We start from the raw sequence: 18,794 nt of genomic DNA on the forward strand, positions 1-18,794 counted from the left end.
ATAACTATTCACCGTTTGTTTTTCCTAATTGCGCGATCATCAATCATCATCGCTATTCTTATAAACAGTGTATGTATATCAAGCAGGAAGGTGATTTGTTTTTCCAGATAAATAAGGTGAACTGACAATCTAATTTATCATACATTATCCTTTTTTCAGAATAATTAAATGAGTCTCAGCCTTTGCCCCTAATCTCAAAGGAAGAGATGTAGTACCGTAACCATTGCTTATTAATTGGGTTGTATGATTTAATTTTTTTATTGTTCCTTTTTCATATGGGCTAAACCCTAAAATATGTATTTGTCCACCATGTGTATGCCCTGATAAAACAAATCTAATATTATGGGCACTTTGTATTTTCGAACTGATTCTTGGATTATGAGAAACTAAAATTCTGAATCCTTCATCACCAGCGTCCTTTAAAGCATATTCAATTCGGTCCCGATTGCCATTCATGTCATCAACACCTAAGAGAACAAACAATTCTCCAGCACGGGATTCAAATTTTACAGCGGTGTTGTCAAGAATTTTAACATTACTTGATAATAAGAGAGCATCTAACTCATGATAATCGACTTCATAATCATTATTTCCCCAAACAAAGTAGACCGGACCCAATTCTTTCAGAAGCTCTAGGTTATTTTTTACTTGTTCTAACGGTACTCCTTTTTCTGCTAAGTCTCCCCCAATAATGACTAAATCTACTTTCCCTTTCACATCCGTAATAATTTTCTTTGAAATTTTCCTTCGATGAATGTCTGAAATAAAAAAGATTTTTATCTCTCCGAACGTATCTGGAAAATCAGGGAAACATAATTCATTAATCAAGACTTCATTTCGAAAAGCCTCTTTCACCATATATAATAAAAAACAAATGAGGATGAAAATAACTATTATAATATACTCCATTCGTTCCTCCTCAGAAATATTTACTGCCTATTTATATGTTTTTTTCAATTGTCATCATACCATACAATAAAGCAAAACTGAAAAACAGTGTGGTTTGCCAAAATCCAAGTTTACTTAAAAAATAAAAGGTAGAAATAAATAATGTAAAATAAATTAATTCAGGGATTATCCTATCTTTTCGATTTATAATCCTCTTTATCATAATAATTCGATTCCGTATAAACACTCCGCCATTAATAAAGCCAATAAAAAAAGCACAAGCTGCGGCAAATATTTTTATCGGATTAAAGACAACAAGTAAAATGACAGCAGTTAAACTAAATGGCTTAGGAACGGATACCCAACTTTCAAACAAATAACAGCTAATAATTGCTATTAAAAAAAAGAGAATATTCTTCATAAAAAACCCCTCCCATACCAATGTATGAAAGGGATTTTGTTTCATTTCATTTTCCAATTATATTTCGTCAATATTTAAAATTCTAAAGCCAGACTCCTCTAGCTTCTTCACAAACTTATCGAGATTATCTTTCTTTTCCACTTTCATAACAATTCTACGTACAAGCTTATCGGTTTCATCAAAAGTAACTAAAGAGATAATATGTTCATGGAAATGGTGGGCTATTTCAGCTAAACGTGCGATACGTCCTTCTGTCTCAACTGAAGTGAAAGCAATTCTAACTCCTGGTCTATTCATTCCAAAAGCACTTTGGAATTGTTCTAAAACATCAAATCTAGTAACAATACCTAGGAATTTATTATTCTCACCTACGACAGCTAACAGAGGGAAATCTTTCAAATCAACTAATGTTCTTTCAAAGATTTCATTACCCTCTAAATACTTATCCTGATTCTTGGCAATATCTTTTACCAATGTAGTTTCAAGAAAATCGCCTTTTGTTTGACCAGAAGTAAAGAATTTTTCGTAAATGCCAAATCTTGTAATCACTCCAGCGTATTGCTCACCATTAAGAACAGGTAAACCATCAATCGAACGTTCCTCTAATTTAGAAAGAGCACTTTTTACCGATTCATTTTCTTGAATGGTTGCACAATAATGCTTAGGTAACATAATACTTTTAACAAACATTTCTCATCACCTCTTTATAATTTCACCCACTTAATATATTCTCCAATCGTACAAAAAAACCTTTTTTCCAAATGGACTTATTCAATAATTTAAAGGTATATTTTTACCCTCATTCTCATAAAAATGAATGATGTTTGAATAAGGGAGGGCTAATATGTTCACACTCTACAAATCTTATCATCCTTACGTAAGTCCCTTTGACCCATGTAAACCGATAACAGTTAAAACATTTTCTACTCCACCTAATCTATATATTGGATTTCAACCACCTAATTTACCACAATTCACTCCTCAAGAAGCTCTAAGAGCAGGTACACTTTGGAAGGCTTTTTACGACCCGTACTTCAATCCTTTTGAAAAAGGGAAGGAGGCTAAGGACTAAATGAAACAATTACCTGCAGAATTTTACCCATTAATGGAACAGCTTCAAGCCGTTGATTTTGTTCTCGTTGAATTAACACTCTATCTTGATACCCATCCAGATGATTTAGAAGCCATTAATCAGTTTAACCATTATGCAAAAGAAAGAAAAAAATTAAAAAAAGCTGTAGAAAGTATTTATGGTCCTTTGCAACAGTATGGCAATAGTTATTCAGGCTATCCATGGAATTGGAATGATTCCCCTTGGCCATGGCAAGTATAGTCACTATTTTTATTTAGAGATGAATATAATTTTCAGGGGGAGGAATAACAACATGTGGATTTATGAAAAAAAATTACAGTATCCAGTGAGAGTTAGCACCTGTAATCCAACTTTAGCCAAATATTTGATTGAACAATATGGTGGGGCTGATGGTGAACTAGCTGCTGCGTTAAGATATTTAAATCAACGATATACCATTCCTGATAAAGTCATCGGTTTACTTACAGACATTGGCACGGAAGAATTTGCTCATCTCGAAATGATTGCTACCATGATTTATAAATTAACGAAAGATGCCACACCTGAACAAATGAAAGCAGCTGGTTTAGGTGATCATTATGCAACCCATGATAACGCACTCTTTTATCATAATGCAGCAGGAGCACCTTGGACAGCAACTTATATACAAGCTAAAGGAGATCCTATTGCAGATTTATACGAAGACATTGCTGCAGAAGAGAAAGCAAGAGCAACGTATCAATGGATCATTAATTTAAGTGATGATCCGGACTTAAACGATGGGCTAAGGTACCTTAGAGAAAGAGAAATCATCCATTCCCAACGGTTTAGAGAGGCGGTTGAGATCCTGAAAGATGAAAGGGATAAAAAGAGGTTCTTTTAGAATAAATAGGTTTGGTTCCAATCGGAACCAAACCTATTTACTTTCATGGAATAAATTTATATCATATTTTTCCTTCATCATTTCGAATACTTTATGACGACTTTTCCATTCCTCTTCTTTTTTCCATAAATCTTTACTTCGATCAACAATTTCACATCGTAAGGCATGATATTCTTTTTCTGCTTTCTCTCTTTTTGCTTTTAAAAGAGTCATCATCCCATACATACCTATAGTAATGACTAAAAAAAATAAATTTATTTCCTTTTGAAAAAAAACAGAAAACATCGCCATAAAGGAGTAGGAATAAGGAATGACAACAGTTTTATATAAATAAACTAAAAAAATAAATGAAAAACCTAAGGTAATCATAATTGAAAGATTATGATTGAATTTAAAATCATCAAATTTTTTTTTCCGTTTTACTACGTTTTCTAGCATTTGCTTTGCTGCATTGTCCGTTTTCTCATCTAGCAATAGTATCGATTGTTCCACATCTCCCCACCTCATCACATTCATATGTTCTTGTCCACAGATATATGATTAAAAATGAGTTGAAAGTATCCTTTTATTTAGGAATTTTTAAAACTTGTCCAACATGGATTTCATTTCCACTAAGCTGATTTGCTTCTCTAATCTTTTCAATACCTGTCTGTGATTGATAGTATTTCATCGCTATTCGATATAAAGTTTCCATACTTTGTACAGTATGATAGACCTCTTTTTCTTGTGATTCCTCATTAAGTGAGTTTGAATTAATATCACTATTTTCTGTCGAAGGTAAGTTAGATTGTTCAGTCGTTTCATTTGTTGTTTGCTCATTTTGTTGAACTTCCTCTGAGCTTATATCTAGATCTTTTTCCTCTGTATCTTCCGTTCTACTCTCTACGTTGTCGATATCAATCTTACTATTTTCAATTTCTTCTTTATTTTCATTTTCAAAATTAACTTCTTCATATCCATTTTTTTCACTATTCACTTTCTCGCTTCTTTCACTAAGGGTAGAAATAGCACTAAAAATGGCTATGGGTAACAAAATGAAAAATAATACCAATAAACGAATGACTGGATATTTTAATTTCCATTTCGTTTTTTTCTTTTTATGACGATGAAGATCACTTCTAGTTGGTAATTCTTTTATCGCTTCAGATTCAGATTTTGTTTTTTCAATTTTTTGACGTAAACGCTCGGCCTGATCACGATACGGTTCTTCCTTATTCATGAATGCCTACTACTCCTTTCCCTCTCGATTTTTTAGATCTTTTCATTAATAAAAAGCCCAATAAAAAATCGACGATAAAATGCATAATAAATGTAACAGCTAGATTACCAGTCCATTGATAGATAAAACCTATAACAAAACTCAAAGAAATAATATTAATAAATAAAAACCAATTAAATAGATAGCGGTAATGCACTAATGCAAAAACAATACTTCCTGTTATTAAACCTAATTTCGTTTGAATGATCCCCCTGAACAGAAGCTCCTCACTAAAAGCGACTATCAAGGAAATGATAGCAATATGAAAGACATTTCTGTTTTGAAAAATCTTTTCATTTAATCCTCCATCGTCGTACAATGATTTTGGTAGTAACTTCATACCTATTAAATCAAAGAGTACAATGAACAGTCCTGCCGTAATTCCAACAGAGAGGATCGAAAAATCTGACCAATCAAACAGAGAAAAAACAAACCAAAGGTCTTTATAAATTAATAAACCCAGAAAAATCGAAATGATTAATAGAATAACTTGAGTTGCATATAGGTGAAAAATAAGTTCTTTTTCCGTTAATTCTTCAACCATATTTTGATAGCGTTTTTTCATATTTTGCTCACTCACCTAAAATTCATTTTCAGTGGCTGTAAGTAGTTTGGTAAGTCTCCATTGCCAGTCGTCTTTACGTTCATTTGTTTTAATACCATTTTGTTTTTCTGTGTAAAAATCTTCTATTTGGATTCCGCATTGATCGCAACAATTAGATACTCGATTAGACAAAGGGGGCTCACCGAAATATTCCAAAATATGATTTCTTCTGCAATTGACAGAACGGATTAATTTTAAACAATCAAAAATTTTATCGGTTTTTATTTTTTTCCTGAAATAAACAAAGGTTTTTAAACTATCAACAATTTGACTTAAAGAAAGTCGATTATTTGAACGAGTGAGAATAAACTCTTTCGTTATCCGCCATTGTATTTCCGAAAAACCTCCGTTTAGTCTTATTTCCTCTGTAAATTTCATCTCTTCAAGCTCATTTCCCTCTGGTGAAGAAAGTTGATCGTATAGCCAATTTAACTGTACATCCATTGGTAACTCATGATCAATTAGTTGAAGGGCTAAGTTTTCATCTCCAGCTGCATAGAGGAGGATGGCGATGCTCGCTTTTCCATCCCTTCCAGCTCGACCAATTTCTTGAAGATAAGACTCTAACTGTAATGGCATATGATAATGGATTACAAATCGTATATTTTCTTTATTAATCCCCATGCCAAATGCACTTGTAGCACAAATATAGTCAATTTGACCATAAATAAATTGTTGTTGAATTAAGATTCTGTCTTCATGTGTCATTCCACTATGGTATGCCATCACTTTTGTTACTCCATTAATTTTAAGGAATTCTACCATTTGTTCTGCTAATTTTTTACTTGAAAAATATATAACCCCAGGTCCCGGTAAATTTCTTAAATAGGATAAGATGGCATGTTTTTTCATCTGTTGATCATCTAGGCATTCTATTTTTATTGAAATATTAGAGCGATCAACACTCGTTTTAAAGATAGACGCATCTTCTATTTCCAATACTTTAAAAATGTCACTCATTACTTCATTAGTTGCTGTTGCCGTTAAAGCTAACGTTAATGGCGAACCAAATATTTTCCGAATTTCTCCTAGCTTTTGATAATCGGTTCTGAAATCATATCCCCATTGTGAAATACAATGGGCTTCATCGATTACAAATAAAGCTATTTTTAATTTTTTGAGCTTCGCTTGAATAAACTCTGCTTGTAACATCTCAGGTGATATAAATATATATTTATAATTTTTTAACGTATCGATTATCGTTCGCTTCCCGGTTGATGACAAAAAGGAATTGATTGCAATCACACTCTTCTCCCCTTTTGCCTTCATTTGCTCCACTTGGTCTTGCATAAGTGATAAAAGAGGAGAAATAATGATGACATGACCAATACACTGCTTCCCAACAAATTGATAGCATAAAGACTTTCCTGTGCCTGTTGGTAGCACTCCCACAGTGTTATGTCCCATTATGAGTGAATGAATGATCTCTCTTTGTCCTGGTCTAAATTCATTAAAGCCAAAAGAACGCAATAAAATTTCTTCAAGGTTCACTTATCAGTCACCTAACTTTGCTAAGACTAATCGAATTTGAAAATAGGACACTTTTTCATGTATGTCCTGACGAATAGTCTTTAATTGCTTTGTCGCCAACTTAATCATGGATTTTTTTATTAGATCTTGATTTTCTAAAGATACATACGGTTCCAAAGGAAAACTTGGTTCATTCAACACAATTTCTACAACATGATCTTCAATTGTACTGACTTTTAAATTTCGAATAGTAGCAATTTCGTCAATACTATATCCTTTTTTTAAATAAATGTAGGTAATCGAAGATGAGTTTGTTAAGACAATACGATTTTGAAAATCTGAAAGTAGATGAAACAATATTGGATATTGCGTTTTATATTTGCTAATCTTATGAATTAGAAAATGTATAATATTTAAGAATTCAAGTTGAAAATAAGCTGGATCCATTCCTAAATGTTCTCCAGCCTGCTTGGGCGTTAATCCAATTTGTTTATAACCAGTTAGCCTCAAAACGATTACATTTGGATTGATCCCTTTTTCATTTGCAAAGCAGCTGGTAATTTCACTCAATAACTGATTAGCCAACTTTTCTCGGTTTAAATGCAATTTACGTAATGCTGTCTTTAGCCATTCAGATATTTTGCTATCACTATGGATAGGTATATAAGTGGATTCATAATTTATAAAATTCGAACTTACTTGTACTAATAACGAAAACCTTTTCCAAAATTCATCTTGTAAAGAATGAAATGTCCATCCATTCAAGTGTGGAGGTAGAGGAAACTTCTCCATTTCTTCAGCTAGAAGTGTTTCGCCTTTTTCCGTTAAGCGAAACTTTTCGCCTTCTACACAAATAATAAGTTGATTATTTTCAAGTGTACTAACTTCTTTTTCAAAATAATGACGGCTTAAGGATGGGAATGTTTGAAACAAACTAGTTAAATGAAATAAATGAGAATCTTGAATCGTTTGTGAGGACTTCTTCCCTTTTAGTAAATGAAAAATGGAATAAATCGTTCTTTCTCCATTAATCTTTCGAAGACAAAAGAGTATAAGTATTGATAAATAAGTTTTAAACAACATTTTCACCTACTTAACTACAAACTTTCTCATGGAAATTGTTAACTTCCCTAAAGGTCGACAAAATCCTACTTTTATTTTACCACGATTGTCCCAGTCTTGGTGTAGTTAATTACTGCACAATATAATGTCCAAAGTTAACAAACCCTTATATGATAAGCATTCTCAATACATTTACTATTGAAAAGTTGGCCATTCAGTTTTACAATAGGGTATGAGGAATACGTTTCCAAAAATCAGTGGAAACGATTTATGAATCATTGTTTAATTATTGGGAGGGTTTTTTCATGGCAAAGTACACAATCGTTGACAAAGAAACATGTATCGCATGTGGTGCATGTGGGGCAGCTGCTCCAGATATTTATGATTATGATGATGAAGGTATTGCATTCGTTACTCTAGACGATAACCAAGGTATCGTTGAAATTCCAGATGTTTTAATCGATGACATGATGGATGCTTTTGAAGGCTGTCCAACAGATTCTATTAAAGTAGCTGACGAGTCATTCGACGGCAATCCTACAAAATTCGAATAAGAATTCTACCCCTTCAAAAGAAGGGGTATTTATTTTGAAAAGAATCGATAAGAAAAGCGCAAGCGCCTTGATCAACCCGATAAAGAAGACTGGTCGATTGGCGAGAGTAGCGAAGCCAGAGACCTAGTCGCACTTATGCAAACCGTTCTTTGGTTTGCCAAGCAAATGCTTCGCCAGCCGGAAAGTCGTTCTTTGACTTTTTGGCTGGCGAACATTTGACCTCGAGGTCGACAAAAAAGCGACGTCCTGTCGCATTGTCGACACTAGTACATCCTGTACGTCGGGGCTAGGACGCTTGCGCTGGACAATTTTCGAAGTCCGAAAATGTTTCTAATCTTGATATAAAAAAACACAACGACAAAACCTCGTTGTGTTTCTTCTTTATTATTTATAAGCTACTTGCTTTCCAATCCACGTTTGAAGACGAATATATATTAACATGAACATACCTGTTACAATGAATCCCTTAATGATATTAAAAGGAAGAATAAATTTAACAACCAATTGTTTCATTTCTGGCGTTGACATCGCAGGTGCATTTAGAAAAAATGTGTATGCAGGTAAAATCACTAAATAATTCAAGACACTCATAATGATTGCCATAATAAAAGTGGCTCCAATTAAAGCAAATGTCATTCCTTTTTTCGATTTAAGTTTCATGAAAATATAATGAGTAGATAACACAAAAATGATTCCTGCAATAAAATTGGCAATATGTCCAACAGGTACTCCTGTTGTACTTCCTGTCATAAAGTAATCTAGAATATTTTTAAATAATTCAACCAGCACTCCAGCTAAAGGTCCAAAAATTAACGCAGCGATAATGGCAGGAATATCACTAAAGTCAATCATTAGAAAGTTTGGAAATGGTGGTAATGGAAAATTTAATAGCATAAGAATGTAGGAAATACTACTAAGCATTCCAATCGATACAAGTGCTTTAATATTTTGTTTCTTCATCTCTATACCTCTCCTCTTGTGATCCACTTCACAAAGAGAAAGTTCAGCAAAACACACAAATAAAAAATCCTCAAGTTCGACTTGAGGAGAGTTTTAAAGGCATGCTTAATAAACACTCAAAAACCCTGCATTTTTGAATGTCCGCAGAACCTCCATCTTCTCCCATCCAGACTATACTGTCGGCTTTGGAATCCCACCAAATCCTGCCTTACGGCTCGCGGGCTTAAAGAATATTCACATTCTCATCACCGCCGGTCGGGATTTTCACCCGGCCCCGAAGATAGATCTTATTTTTACCACTTTATTATACTGAAAATACTTTCGGTTGGAAAGCAAAAAGAAAAGGTTATCGCGGTGTCCATAAATAACCTTTAAAATGATATGCTATGTCCTATTCTCTAGCAGGTATTGAGATGATTTGAAAAGGATATATATCATCTGCTTTCATATGATTAACCTTTTTTATTTCATCAACTGTTACATTTGTTTTTTTCGCAATGGCAGTTAAAGTATCACCTGTTTGGACGGTATATGTTGTTCTATCCTTACTCATCGGTATCACTAAGGATTGAGATTCATAAATATCTGTATTATTTAATGAGTTTGCATCTTGTATCGCTTCTATAGAAGATGAATATTTTTGTGAAATTGACCACAGTGTTTCACCCATTTTTACTTTATGTTTAGTAGATATTGTTTCTAATCCTGTTCCGTTTAATTGACCTTCTGGCTCAATATTTTTCACTACATAATGGGCATTATCTTCTACTATTGCTTGAACTACATTTCCTATTTCAATACTTCCTAATAGGGCAGTCGGATTTAATGCATTTTCCTTCTCAAAAGTCCATTCATTTTGGTGCACTTCAAAGTGAAGATGGACTCCATACGACCTTCCTGTGTTCCCCATCCTTCCAATCGTATCTCCTTTTATTACTTGATCTCCTTCTTCTACTTCTCTTTTATTTAAATGGGCGTACACCGTTTCTAAGTGATTATTATGTTTTATAAAAATAACATGACCATATGTATCCGAATAATAAGATTTAGACACAAATCCATCATCAACAGTATAAACAGGGGTATTTAATTCAGCGGCAATATCAATTCCCTTATGATGGCCCAACCTTGTCCCATAAGTATCCGATATAGTACCATCTGTCGGCCAAATCCAATGTTCACTTTGCCCATCCAATCCTTCTGCCTGAGGTTTACCACCAAAGAATAACAAGCTTACACAAATAGCTACAATTCCTGCAATCAAAAATCGCTTTAAATAGTCAAGCATCCATATCCTCCTCATACTTATACCTTCCTATTCAACATTATGAAGCTGGGAAAAATTTTAGAACGAACCATTGGAAGGGTCTTCTAAGACACATTTCTTAGAATAGGACATAGACTACTATTTTATACAAAATTTAGGAAAAAAACTATTTAAATTTCGTTATTAAGATAGGTGTTTATATGTTTTAAATAGAAAAAGCCTGATTAAATCATCAGACTTCTTCTTTCTCTTCTATGGGAGGAACACTTTGTTTGGTGCAATCGGGACTTTTATTTCATTTTCCAAATTAAATCTCCCAATTTGTGGTGCAGATGCATTTTCAAATTTTACAGACTCATATCCAAACTCTTTAGCCGTTAGTAAAATGGCTTCAATCGCATAAATATTCATCGGCTCATCTGTTAATTGAAAATGATCTTCTATTTTTAATACTAGCTTCTTATCTGAACTACTTTGAATGGTAAAATTAAAACTTAAAGAAGGAATTAATCCAGCATCTTCCTCCAAATTTGCTCTCATTGAATCAAAGGCAGTTTGTAGATCAGTATATGGTGTTACGGATGGGACTAAAAATGGCATGTTACTATTATTAGGATAGAATAAATAATATGAATGCCTCACTTTAGATTCTTCTCTAATAACCTCATTTTTAACTCCATTATTCCCTAATTCAATTCCTGGCTTTGTATTCGTACTAAAAGTTATTTTCTGTACTTCATTTAATTGACTAAATATTTGCTGCTGAACAGAAGAAAAGGACCATTCGTTTGCTGAACCTTGACCATAAATATGTCCTTCAGGAACATCCACATTTACTGTATGCTCGTCAACCATACTTAAGGTCGCGTTTAGAGGATAGAAATCAGTTAATCCCCACTGAGCTTCCGTTAATTTTTCTGAATATGATTGAAATGACTCTAACCATGGTTTATTTTCCTTCGGTACAATAATAGAAACAGGAACAAATATTGTTACATTTTTGTCAGGAACCAAATAGGTGATTACTTCTTGATCTACCAAATCTTCTGAATAAATCGCCGTTTCAGTAGGTATAGTCATTAGCTTTGCTTGAGCACTAAATCCGGGTTTTCCTTCAGGATTTACTATATCTGCAGTTATTTTATTTTCTACAGCTTCATCTTGCATCTTCATTTTATTATTACTTTTATCTAGTGCTATTTCACTTTTGTTATTATTATTAGTAATATTTTGCCAGACATTTGGTACAAGCAGAAAAAGCAACAATACTGCCGCTGCGGTTGCTATGGAAGGAATGAACCAAACTGGGCGTTTTCGCTTTTTTGCTTTTATCGAAAGACTCTGGTAGATGTCACGAGGATCGCGATGATCTTTAATCTTCGGCATTTCACGTAATAGCTGTTCGAGTTCATTATCGCTCCACTCTGACTTTCTCATTGGTGATTTCCTCCTTTCCAAGCAATTCTTCCATATTCTTTTTCAAGATCTTCAGAGCACGATGTTGAGTTGTTTTTACTTTACTTTCCGTCCACCCTAAGGCTTCAGCAGTTTCAGTGATGGATAATTCCTGAATATATCTCATGATGATAACCATTCTCTGATCCACTGTACAGTTATTTAATCCTTTATACATTAGTTGGATTTCTTCACGCTGCAAAGTAATTTCTTCAGGAATCGGGTACTCATCCTTTACCTGTTGAGTAGACCAATCAAACTTCTCCATGATTCTTTCCTTCCAGCCCTTTTGTTTACGGAAAGAATCGATTGCAACATTTCTAGCTATGGAAAATAGCCATGTTTTTTCACTACTTTTACCTTCAAATTGTTTATAAGATTTCAACACCCGAATATAAACTTCTTGCATTAAATCTTCCGCTTGTTCTCTATTTCTCACCATATAAAAGAGAAATTGAAAAACATCTTGATGGTATTTTTCATAGAGGTCATTGAAAACGGAGTCCATCTCTTTCCCCTCCCCGTTCATAGTATTAGTCGTTTTTTATGTATAAAAAGTTTCACCTTTAAATATAGACTTTTTTTGGATAAAAAGGAAGGCATTTCATGATAAATGCCTCCCTAGGAATATCAAATATAGTTGACTTTAATAAAAGTTGTATTCTTTGTGTCTAGGTCCAACGGCTAGCCCCTCGAGGTCAAAAGCCACTATCAAGATGAAGGCAAAGAACGCCTTCTTCCTGATAGCCTCTTTTGCTTGTCGGGGCTGAACAAGCCACTTCCACTTTTTTATGTTACACATGAATCAAGAATTGTCGGCATGTTTCATTCTTTTATTCGTTTTTTCGTGGGATAAAGAAGGAAAATGTCGTTCCTTGTCCGAATTTACTTTGAACAGTGATATGTCCTTTATGGGCATCAATGATATTTTTGGCAATGGATAGCCCTAGACCTGTCCCAGCTCTACCCCTAGTACGAGCTTTATCTGCTTTGTAAAATCTTTCAAATACAAATGGAATATCTTCTTCAGGTATACCTGATCCAGAATCTTTTATTTCAAAATATAATCCTTTATCATCAATTGATTCAATTACAGATACACTTCCACCATTTGGCGTATGACGAATCGCGTTATCAATTAAATTAGTTAATACTTGTTCAATCCGATCAGGATCCATTGCAAAAAAATGACTAGTCTCTGTCATAGATACAGATAAATTAATGTCTTTCTCTTTTGCAAGACCTTGAAATTTACGAATAATACGCTGTATATAAACAGGAATATCTACTTTATCTATGGAAAGTAGAAGATGTCCTGCCTCCATTCTTGCCAAGTCAAGTAATTCATTTACAAGTCGTCCCATTCGCAGTGACTCATCATAAATGACTTTAGCCATTTCCTTTTTTTCTTCATTCGTTTGAGCAATATCATCTATAATTGCTTCACTATATCCTTGTAGCATGGCAATTGGTGTACGAAGTTCATGAGAAACATTTGCGATAAAGTCTTGTCTTAATTTATCTAATTGTCGTTCCTCTGTCATATCCCTTATAACAGCAACTGCCCCACGAATAACCTTGTTATTGTATAGTGGAGTCATAATTACGACCCAATATCTACCCTGTAACGAAACCTCACCAATTTGTTCTTTTTCTGTATTAACAACTAACTGAAATAATTCATCAACCTTCGATGGAATTGCTTCCGTTAGCTTATTCGAATCTCCCTGCTCAAAATACCAATTTTGCAAAAATCGTTCCGCAGGTGGATTGGTGATTAAAATGGTGCCATCACGATTAAATGTAATTACACCATCTGCCATACTACTTAAAATACTTGATAGCTGTTCTTTTTCCTGATTTAGCGAATGCATATTAAACTTAAGCTGTTTCCCCATTTGGTTAAAAGCTGTTGCTAAATCACCGATTTCGTCATGTGACAAAACAGGTACTTTTGTATCAAATTTACCTCTGGCTACTTCAAAAGCTGCTTCTCTCATTTTCCGTAATGGAGCAGTGATTCTAGTTGATAAAAAGAAAGCAAAAATAGTAGTTAAAATAATAGCCACACCAGCAACAAGCAGTATAAATTTCGTTGTTGAATTCGTGGTTTGTTCCATTATTTCTAACGATTGATATATATAAACAGCACCAAATTTGGAATCAGATTGTTTGAAAGGCACCCCAATGATTACATGTCTTAAATCTTTATCCATACTTTCTTTTGATAAGGGGAGGGAAGAAATTTTTTTCTCTATCTTCCCTTGTGATAACACCTTAGCTAATTGTGAATCTTTATGAATTTCAGACAGGGTAAGTTTTTGAGAACCGATTGTATTAGGTGAATAATAGTATTCATTTTCATTTTCTACAATTAATACCTTGGTCACATCACCAGCTAATTTCCAAGATACTTCAAGACCTATTGCCAATTCTTTTTCATTATGCTCTTCTAAAATACTGGCAATATTATTAGCCGTATTTAACAAGCCTTTTTCAGTTTCCGTAATATGATAATTCTCAAAAAACTGTAGAAGCATAACAGTCAAAATAAATAATACAAAGGAAACGAGTAAAAGAATTGTAAGCCACAGTTTACCAACTACACTTCGAATAAAAATCATTCATTAACGACCTCGAATTTGTAGCCAACACCCCAAACCGTAACTATCATTCTTGCAGCCTGTTCAGATACTTTGTTTAATTTTTCTCTCAATCGTTTTACATGAGTATCGACCGTTCTTAAATCCCCAAAAAATTCATAATGCCAAACTTCCTTTAATAATTGCTCGCGATCAAACACTTTATCTGGTGCTTTTGCAAGAAAATATAAAAGTTCATATTCTTTAGGCGTAAGACTAACTTCCTTTTGTTCAGCAGTTACTCGATGAGCATCGTTATCAATCGTTAAAAAAGGAAAAACAATGACATCTTTTGTTGATGGTTCTGCCTGTATAAAACTGGCACTCGATGACCTGCGAAGTAAAGCCTTTACCCTTAATACAACTTCACGTGGACTAAACGGTTTCACTATATAATCATCTGTTCCAACTTCGAATCCTTGAACGCGATTAATTTCTTCCCCTTTAGCCGTTAACATGATGACAGGAGTACTTTTTTTCTCTCTTAAATCGCGACAAACTTCAACCCCATCTTTCCCTGGCATCATAAGATCGAGTAGGATTAAATCATATTCATAATTTAATGCTTTTGCTAACGCTTCGTTACCGTCTTCTGCTTCATCTATTGTATATCCTTCACGTTCTAAATACATTTTTAATAAACGACGAATTCTTTCCTCATCATCTACAACTAAAATTTTCATGTCTTTTTCCATCGATAATCCCCCCATGTGGTAATTTTACAAAACTAAAATTCAATTATCCATGCTTTTTCCGTCATAAATGTTGCAAAATTAGTAAAATTAATGAGATTATGTTGTAAAAAAACCTTCACACCTAAAGTAGTTGTGAAGGCTATCGAATTTTCCTATGATCCGGCATATGAATGTAAACCTGCAATCACAAGGTTTACGAATACAGTGTTAAACATAATGATCGCAAAACCGATTACTGCTAACCAAGCTGACTTCTCACCATGCCAGCCTTTGGAAAGTCTTAAGTGAAGGAATGCTGCATAGAATAACCAAGTGATAAGTGCCCATACTTCTTTTGGATCCCATCCCCAGAAGCGAGTCCAAGCGATTTGTGCCCAAATCATTGCAAATATTAACGCACCTAATGTAAACACTGGGAATCCGATGAGTACCGAGCGGTAACTGATTTCATCCACTAAATCTAAATTAATATTTTTCACAATCGGTTGAAGGGATGCAGCAATCCGTTTTCTTAAAATAAGTCTAAAAAGGAAATATAGTACGGTACCAGATAATAGAGACCATATGACGGTATTTAACTTTTTAGCATTGATGATTGCTGGCATCTCAACTAATGGCTTGAATGCACCTTCTGTTTTTAACTCCCAACTGTGCGGTCCAGTAATAGCTGGCATTAAGTATTCTGCTTTAGCTTCTTTATCATTTTTATCTTGCCAAGAAAATTCTGCTTTATAATCTAATGCAGAAAAGGTTGATGATGTGACAACAAAGCCTAGTGTACAAATTAAGCCAAATAATACAAATTCTAACCAAAAGGTTCTTTTACTTGGCTTCGATTGATCGACAAATTTCACCAAATAAATTAATCCTGCCGCAAAGCTAATCGCTAGTATGGATTGGCCTAAGGCAGCTGTAGTTACGTGAATATGAAGCCAATCACTTTGTAAGGCTGGAATCAAAGGCGAGATATCCTTCGGAAACATACTTGCATAAGCAATGATTAATAGTGCAACTGGCAATGTAAATAACCCAAGAAGCGGAGTTTTGTACATAAAATAAATCACAATAAAGGAACCAACTAATGCCATTCCGAAGAAAGTGATGAATTCAAACAAATTACTGACTGGTGCATGACCTGCCGCAATCCATCTTGTGATAAAGTAACCTAATTGTGAGGCAAAACCGATTACTGTAATAAAGATCGCAATTTTACTCCATCCGTTCGTACCTTGCTTTTCTCCATCAGGTCTCTTTGTTTTTATAGCACCACCAAAAAATAATGTTGCTACCAAATATAGGATAAACGCTATATATAATAAATTTGAACTTAATGCTACCAAGCCCTGGTCCCCCTATTCCGTCTTCACATCGTTTAGTTGATCTTTAGGCTCTGTTAATTTAGAACCTTCTATTATTTGAAGTATATCTCGTTTTAATCCAAACCAGTTTTTATTTGTATGAGCCGCAATCCATGAAGAGCCTTTTACTTGTTGGATCCAAATACGACGATGATTCCAATACGCTCCTTGGATCACTCCGATCATAAAGATAAGCCCACCTATTGCAATTACCCATAACGTTAAATCTTTCCTTACCGTTAAGGCTGAAACATTTTTTGTTTCCATGCCCTTAAACGCCATTTTATAAACATTATTCCCAAAAGGTTCAATCGTTTGCTTAATCGCTACAAAACTTACTTCGCCTTTGGGATTTTCAGGTGAAATGATTTTAAATACAAAAGCTGGATTGTTCGGAACTCTTGTTTTGGTTGTTGGTTCACTATTCTCATCAAATTCAAAATCAGGAAAATAACTTTTTAATTCAACTGAATATCCATTATCTAATTTATATTCATTTTGTGGTTCATATAAGTTGACAGAAATATCGCCATATGTTTTTCCCGACTCTTTATTTGTAAGTGTAAATGACATTTGATAAAATTCATCTAATTTATAATCTACTTGATAAAGAGCAAAATGATCAAATTTTAACGGTTTATTCACTTGTATTGGAAATTCTTTTACTTTCGTTAATTTCGGCTTTTCCCCGGGTAGGGTATCTCCAACCTTTTTATATAAAACTACATTAGATTGGTAGTTTTTAACGACACTACCGACTCGGTCTAATGTCTTTTCGAAAGCCTTATTATCCTTATCTTTATCGTATATATCTAAAATGAATTTCTCATTGGATAAATAATATTCTCCTTTCGTTTCAGGAATAACTTTTGTATCTCCTTCACGAATCCATAATACTTTATCCACGTACATGCCTGGGACAAACCGAAGCATCGCACCAAAAAGAAAAATAATTAATCCTACATGATTTACATAAGGACCCCAACGAGAAAATCTACCTTTTTCAGCTAAAAGATTTCCATTTTCTTCTCTAACATTATAGCGTTTGGAAATTAATTTACTCTTAATATTTTGAATTTCATTCTCATCTAATGATGATGATTCACCAAAGAGACGTTGTCTTTTTAAAAAACCTTCATGTCTCGTCACTTTTTGCTTTTTTAAAGCTTTATACAATGGAACGACTCGATCCAAACTACAAATAACTAACGAAATACCAATTGAAGCGATTAAAACTAAATACCACCATGAGCTATATAAATTATGAAATCCTAGTTGATAATATAGTCTACCAACCCAACCATATTCTTCATAATAATATTCAGAAGCTGGCATATTGCCCGGTATGTACATTTCCTGTGGAAGGATTGTTCCTACTGCAGAAGCTGCCAAAGTTAGGACAATTAACCATACACCAACTTTTACCGACGAAAAGAAATTCCAAATCTTATCAATAAATGTTTTATTATAGGTTTGAGAACGCCTAGCACTGCCCTCATATCTCATATCTAATAGGGCTTTATTCTCTTCGTGCTCTGCTGTTAATTTCCCACACGCTTCACAAAAAACGGTGCCATGCGGATTGACATGTCCACATTCACATTTTACCTCTTTCATAAAAAAATCTCCCTATATCCATTAAGGTTGAATTGATTGCATATAATCGTAAATCATTGATTCAGTTAATGTACCAGTACTCATCTTAACCACTTTTCCCGAAGGGTCAATGAGAAATGTTACAGGTAATGGATTTACTCCATAGGCTGTTTGTACTTGTGAATCTTTATCAATTAAAATAGGAAATTGTAAATCATATCTCTCCACAAATTTCTTTACGGCTAAATCAGATTCACCAACATTAACCGCTAATATTTGAACACCTTTTTCCTTAAAATGTTTGTATTGATTATTCATATATGGCATTTCTCTTTCACAAGGCTTACACCATGTTCCCCAGAAGTTTAGAAATACACCTTTCCCTTTATAATCGGATAATTTATGCTTTTGTCCATTCAAATCTACAAGAACAAAATCCGGTGCTTGAGAACCTATTTCAACTTTTTGAATTTTATCCTTATTAAAATTCGCATATAAAGTATAGGCAACGGCTACACCTAAAAGGATCAATATGACGGTTCTAATTAATAACCGCTTTTGTTTCATATGTACACCTCCTACTATTACACATAATTACAAGTCATTATA

The 18,794-nt window shown here is 33.9% G+C and carries 21 protein-coding genes and 1 riboswitch; of the genes, 4 read left to right on the top strand and 17 right to left on the bottom strand.

Annotation, left to right across the window (positions count from 1 at the left end; genetic code table 11):
- Nucleotides 1-144 precede the first annotated feature (144 nt).
- The 3 genes from ACFSO7_RS18145 to ACFSO7_RS18155 are packed head-to-tail and all read right to left on the bottom strand — an operon-like array spanning nucleotide 145 to nucleotide 1,999.
- On the bottom strand, nucleotides 145-909 hold the full coding sequence (locus ACFSO7_RS18145; RefSeq protein WP_377878775.1) for a metallophosphoesterase: 765 nt from the start codon (nucleotides 907-909) through the stop codon (nucleotides 145-147).
- A 31-nt stretch (nucleotides 910-940) separates the two neighbouring features.
- The gene (locus tag ACFSO7_RS18150) at nucleotides 941-1,309 is read right to left on the bottom strand and encodes a hypothetical protein (protein ID WP_377878776.1); all 369 of its coding nucleotides are present in this window, start codon (nucleotides 1,307-1,309) and stop codon (nucleotides 941-943) included.
- A 57-nt stretch (nucleotides 1,310-1,366) separates the two neighbouring features.
- Nucleotides 1,367-1,999: a CBS domain-containing protein gene (locus ACFSO7_RS18155; RefSeq protein WP_377878777.1), complete on the bottom strand. Its 633-nt coding sequence runs from the start codon at nucleotides 1,997-1,999 to the stop codon at nucleotides 1,367-1,369.
- Nucleotides 2,000-2,153: 154 nt separating this feature from the next.
- On the opposite strand from ACFSO7_RS18155, the gene ACFSO7_RS18160 reads away from it, so the two are divergent.
- From ACFSO7_RS18160 to ACFSO7_RS18170, 3 genes are read left to right on the top strand one after another with little or no spacing between them, the layout of a single operon-like run.
- A complete protein-coding gene (locus tag ACFSO7_RS18160) occupies nucleotides 2,154-2,381 on the top strand; it encodes a spore coat associated protein CotJA (protein ID WP_377878778.1) in 228 nt (75 codons plus the stop codon).
- Nucleotides 2,382-2,642 carry a spore coat protein CotJB gene (locus tag ACFSO7_RS18165; RefSeq protein ID WP_377878779.1) on the top strand — a complete coding sequence of 87 codons (261 nt, stop codon included), beginning with the start codon at nucleotides 2,382-2,384 and terminating at the stop codon, nucleotides 2,640-2,642.
- Nucleotides 2,643-2,694: 52 nt separating this feature from the next.
- Nucleotides 2,695-3,264 (top strand): manganese catalase family protein, encoded by a 570-nt coding sequence (locus tag ACFSO7_RS18170; RefSeq protein ID WP_377878780.1) that lies wholly within the window; start codon nucleotides 2,695-2,697, stop codon nucleotides 3,262-3,264.
- A 33-nt stretch (nucleotides 3,265-3,297) separates the two neighbouring features.
- Here ACFSO7_RS18170 and ACFSO7_RS18175 read toward each other — a convergent pair whose 3' ends face one another.
- From ACFSO7_RS18175 to ACFSO7_RS18195, 5 genes are all read right to left on the bottom strand, one after another.
- Nucleotides 3,298-3,756: a YpbF family protein gene (locus tag ACFSO7_RS18175; RefSeq protein WP_377878782.1), complete on the bottom strand. Its 459-nt coding sequence runs from the start codon at nucleotides 3,754-3,756 to the stop codon at nucleotides 3,298-3,300.
- 73 nt (nucleotides 3,757-3,829) lie between these two features.
- Nucleotides 3,830-4,483, bottom strand: coding sequence for a LysM peptidoglycan-binding domain-containing protein (locus ACFSO7_RS18180; RefSeq protein ID WP_377878783.1), 654 nt, complete (start codon nucleotides 4,481-4,483; stop codon nucleotides 3,830-3,832).
- Nucleotides 4,476-5,087 carry a CPBP family intramembrane glutamic endopeptidase gene (locus tag ACFSO7_RS18185; RefSeq protein ID WP_377878784.1) on the bottom strand — a complete coding sequence of 204 codons (612 nt, stop codon included), beginning with the start codon at nucleotides 5,085-5,087 and terminating at the stop codon, nucleotides 4,476-4,478. Before ACFSO7_RS18185 ends, ACFSO7_RS18180 begins: the two co-directional genes overlap by 8 nt.
- A gap of 15 nt (nucleotides 5,088-5,102) precedes the next feature.
- Nucleotides 5,103-6,617, bottom strand: a complete 1,515-nt coding sequence (locus ACFSO7_RS18190; RefSeq protein ID WP_377878786.1) for a RecQ family ATP-dependent DNA helicase — start codon at nucleotides 6,615-6,617, stop codon at nucleotides 5,103-5,105.
- A gap of 3 nt (nucleotides 6,618-6,620) precedes the next feature.
- Nucleotides 6,621-7,676, bottom strand: coding sequence for a YpbB family protein (locus tag ACFSO7_RS18195; protein WP_377878787.1), 1,056 nt, complete (start codon nucleotides 7,674-7,676; stop codon nucleotides 6,621-6,623).
- Nucleotides 7,677-7,963: 287 nt separating this feature from the next.
- Here ACFSO7_RS18195 and ACFSO7_RS18200 point away from each other — a divergent pair, with 287 nt between their 5' ends.
- Nucleotides 7,964-8,212, top strand: a complete 249-nt coding sequence (locus ACFSO7_RS18200) for a ferredoxin (RefSeq protein WP_377878789.1) — start codon at nucleotides 7,964-7,966, stop codon at nucleotides 8,210-8,212.
- A gap of 384 nt (nucleotides 8,213-8,596) precedes the next feature.
- Here the strand turns inward: ACFSO7_RS18200 and ACFSO7_RS18205 are convergent, their stop codons facing one another.
- From ACFSO7_RS18205 to resA, 9 genes are all read right to left on the bottom strand, one after another.
- A complete protein-coding gene (locus tag ACFSO7_RS18205) occupies nucleotides 8,597-9,172 on the bottom strand; it encodes an ECF transporter S component (RefSeq protein ID WP_377878791.1) in 576 nt (191 codons plus the stop codon).
- A gap of 150 nt (nucleotides 9,173-9,322) precedes the next feature.
- Nucleotides 9,323-9,458, bottom strand: a riboswitch (FMN riboswitch).
- Between the two features lie 105 nt (nucleotides 9,459-9,563).
- On the bottom strand, nucleotides 9,564-10,460 hold the full coding sequence (locus ACFSO7_RS18210; RefSeq protein WP_377878792.1) for a peptidoglycan DD-metalloendopeptidase family protein: 897 nt from the start codon (nucleotides 10,458-10,460) through the stop codon (nucleotides 9,564-9,566).
- 231 nt (nucleotides 10,461-10,691) lie between these two features.
- Complete coding sequence (locus tag ACFSO7_RS18215) at nucleotides 10,692-11,876, bottom strand: hypothetical protein (RefSeq protein ID WP_377878793.1); 1,185 nt, start codon at nucleotides 11,874-11,876, stop codon at nucleotides 10,692-10,694.
- Entirely contained in the window at nucleotides 11,851-12,423 is a 573-nt protein-coding gene (sigX, locus tag ACFSO7_RS18220) for an RNA polymerase sigma factor SigX (protein WP_377878794.1), read from the bottom strand. Before sigX ends, ACFSO7_RS18215 begins: the two co-directional genes overlap by 26 nt.
- A gap of 304 nt (nucleotides 12,424-12,727) precedes the next feature.
- Nucleotides 12,728-14,518: an ATP-binding protein gene (locus tag ACFSO7_RS18225; RefSeq protein ID WP_377878795.1), complete on the bottom strand. Its 1,791-nt coding sequence runs from the start codon at nucleotides 14,516-14,518 to the stop codon at nucleotides 12,728-12,730.
- Nucleotides 14,515-15,231 carry a response regulator transcription factor gene (locus ACFSO7_RS18230; RefSeq protein ID WP_377878796.1) on the bottom strand — a complete coding sequence of 239 codons (717 nt, stop codon included), beginning with the start codon at nucleotides 15,229-15,231 and terminating at the stop codon, nucleotides 14,515-14,517. Before ACFSO7_RS18230 ends, ACFSO7_RS18225 begins: the two co-directional genes overlap by 4 nt.
- 152 nt (nucleotides 15,232-15,383) lie before the next feature.
- Nucleotides 15,384-16,571 carry a c-type cytochrome biogenesis protein CcsB gene (ccsB, locus tag ACFSO7_RS18235; protein WP_377878797.1) on the bottom strand — a complete coding sequence of 396 codons (1,188 nt, stop codon included), beginning with the start codon at nucleotides 16,569-16,571 and terminating at the stop codon, nucleotides 15,384-15,386.
- Nucleotides 16,572-16,583: 12 nt separating this feature from the next.
- Nucleotides 16,584-18,206 carry a cytochrome c biogenesis protein ResB gene (resB, locus tag ACFSO7_RS18240; protein WP_377878798.1) on the bottom strand — a complete coding sequence of 541 codons (1,623 nt, stop codon included), beginning with the start codon at nucleotides 18,204-18,206 and terminating at the stop codon, nucleotides 16,584-16,586.
- A 21-nt stretch (nucleotides 18,207-18,227) separates the two neighbouring features.
- Nucleotides 18,228-18,752 carry a thiol-disulfide oxidoreductase ResA gene (gene resA, locus ACFSO7_RS18245; RefSeq protein WP_377878799.1) on the bottom strand — a complete coding sequence of 175 codons (525 nt, stop codon included), beginning with the start codon at nucleotides 18,750-18,752 and terminating at the stop codon, nucleotides 18,228-18,230.
- Between the last annotated feature and the right edge of the window lie 42 nt (nucleotides 18,753-18,794).

The sequence above is a fragment of the Bacillus sp. CGMCC 1.16607 genome, assembly GCF_042683745.1.
Taxonomy (GTDB): domain Bacteria; phylum Bacillota; class Bacilli; order Bacillales; family Cytobacillaceae; genus Pseudoneobacillus.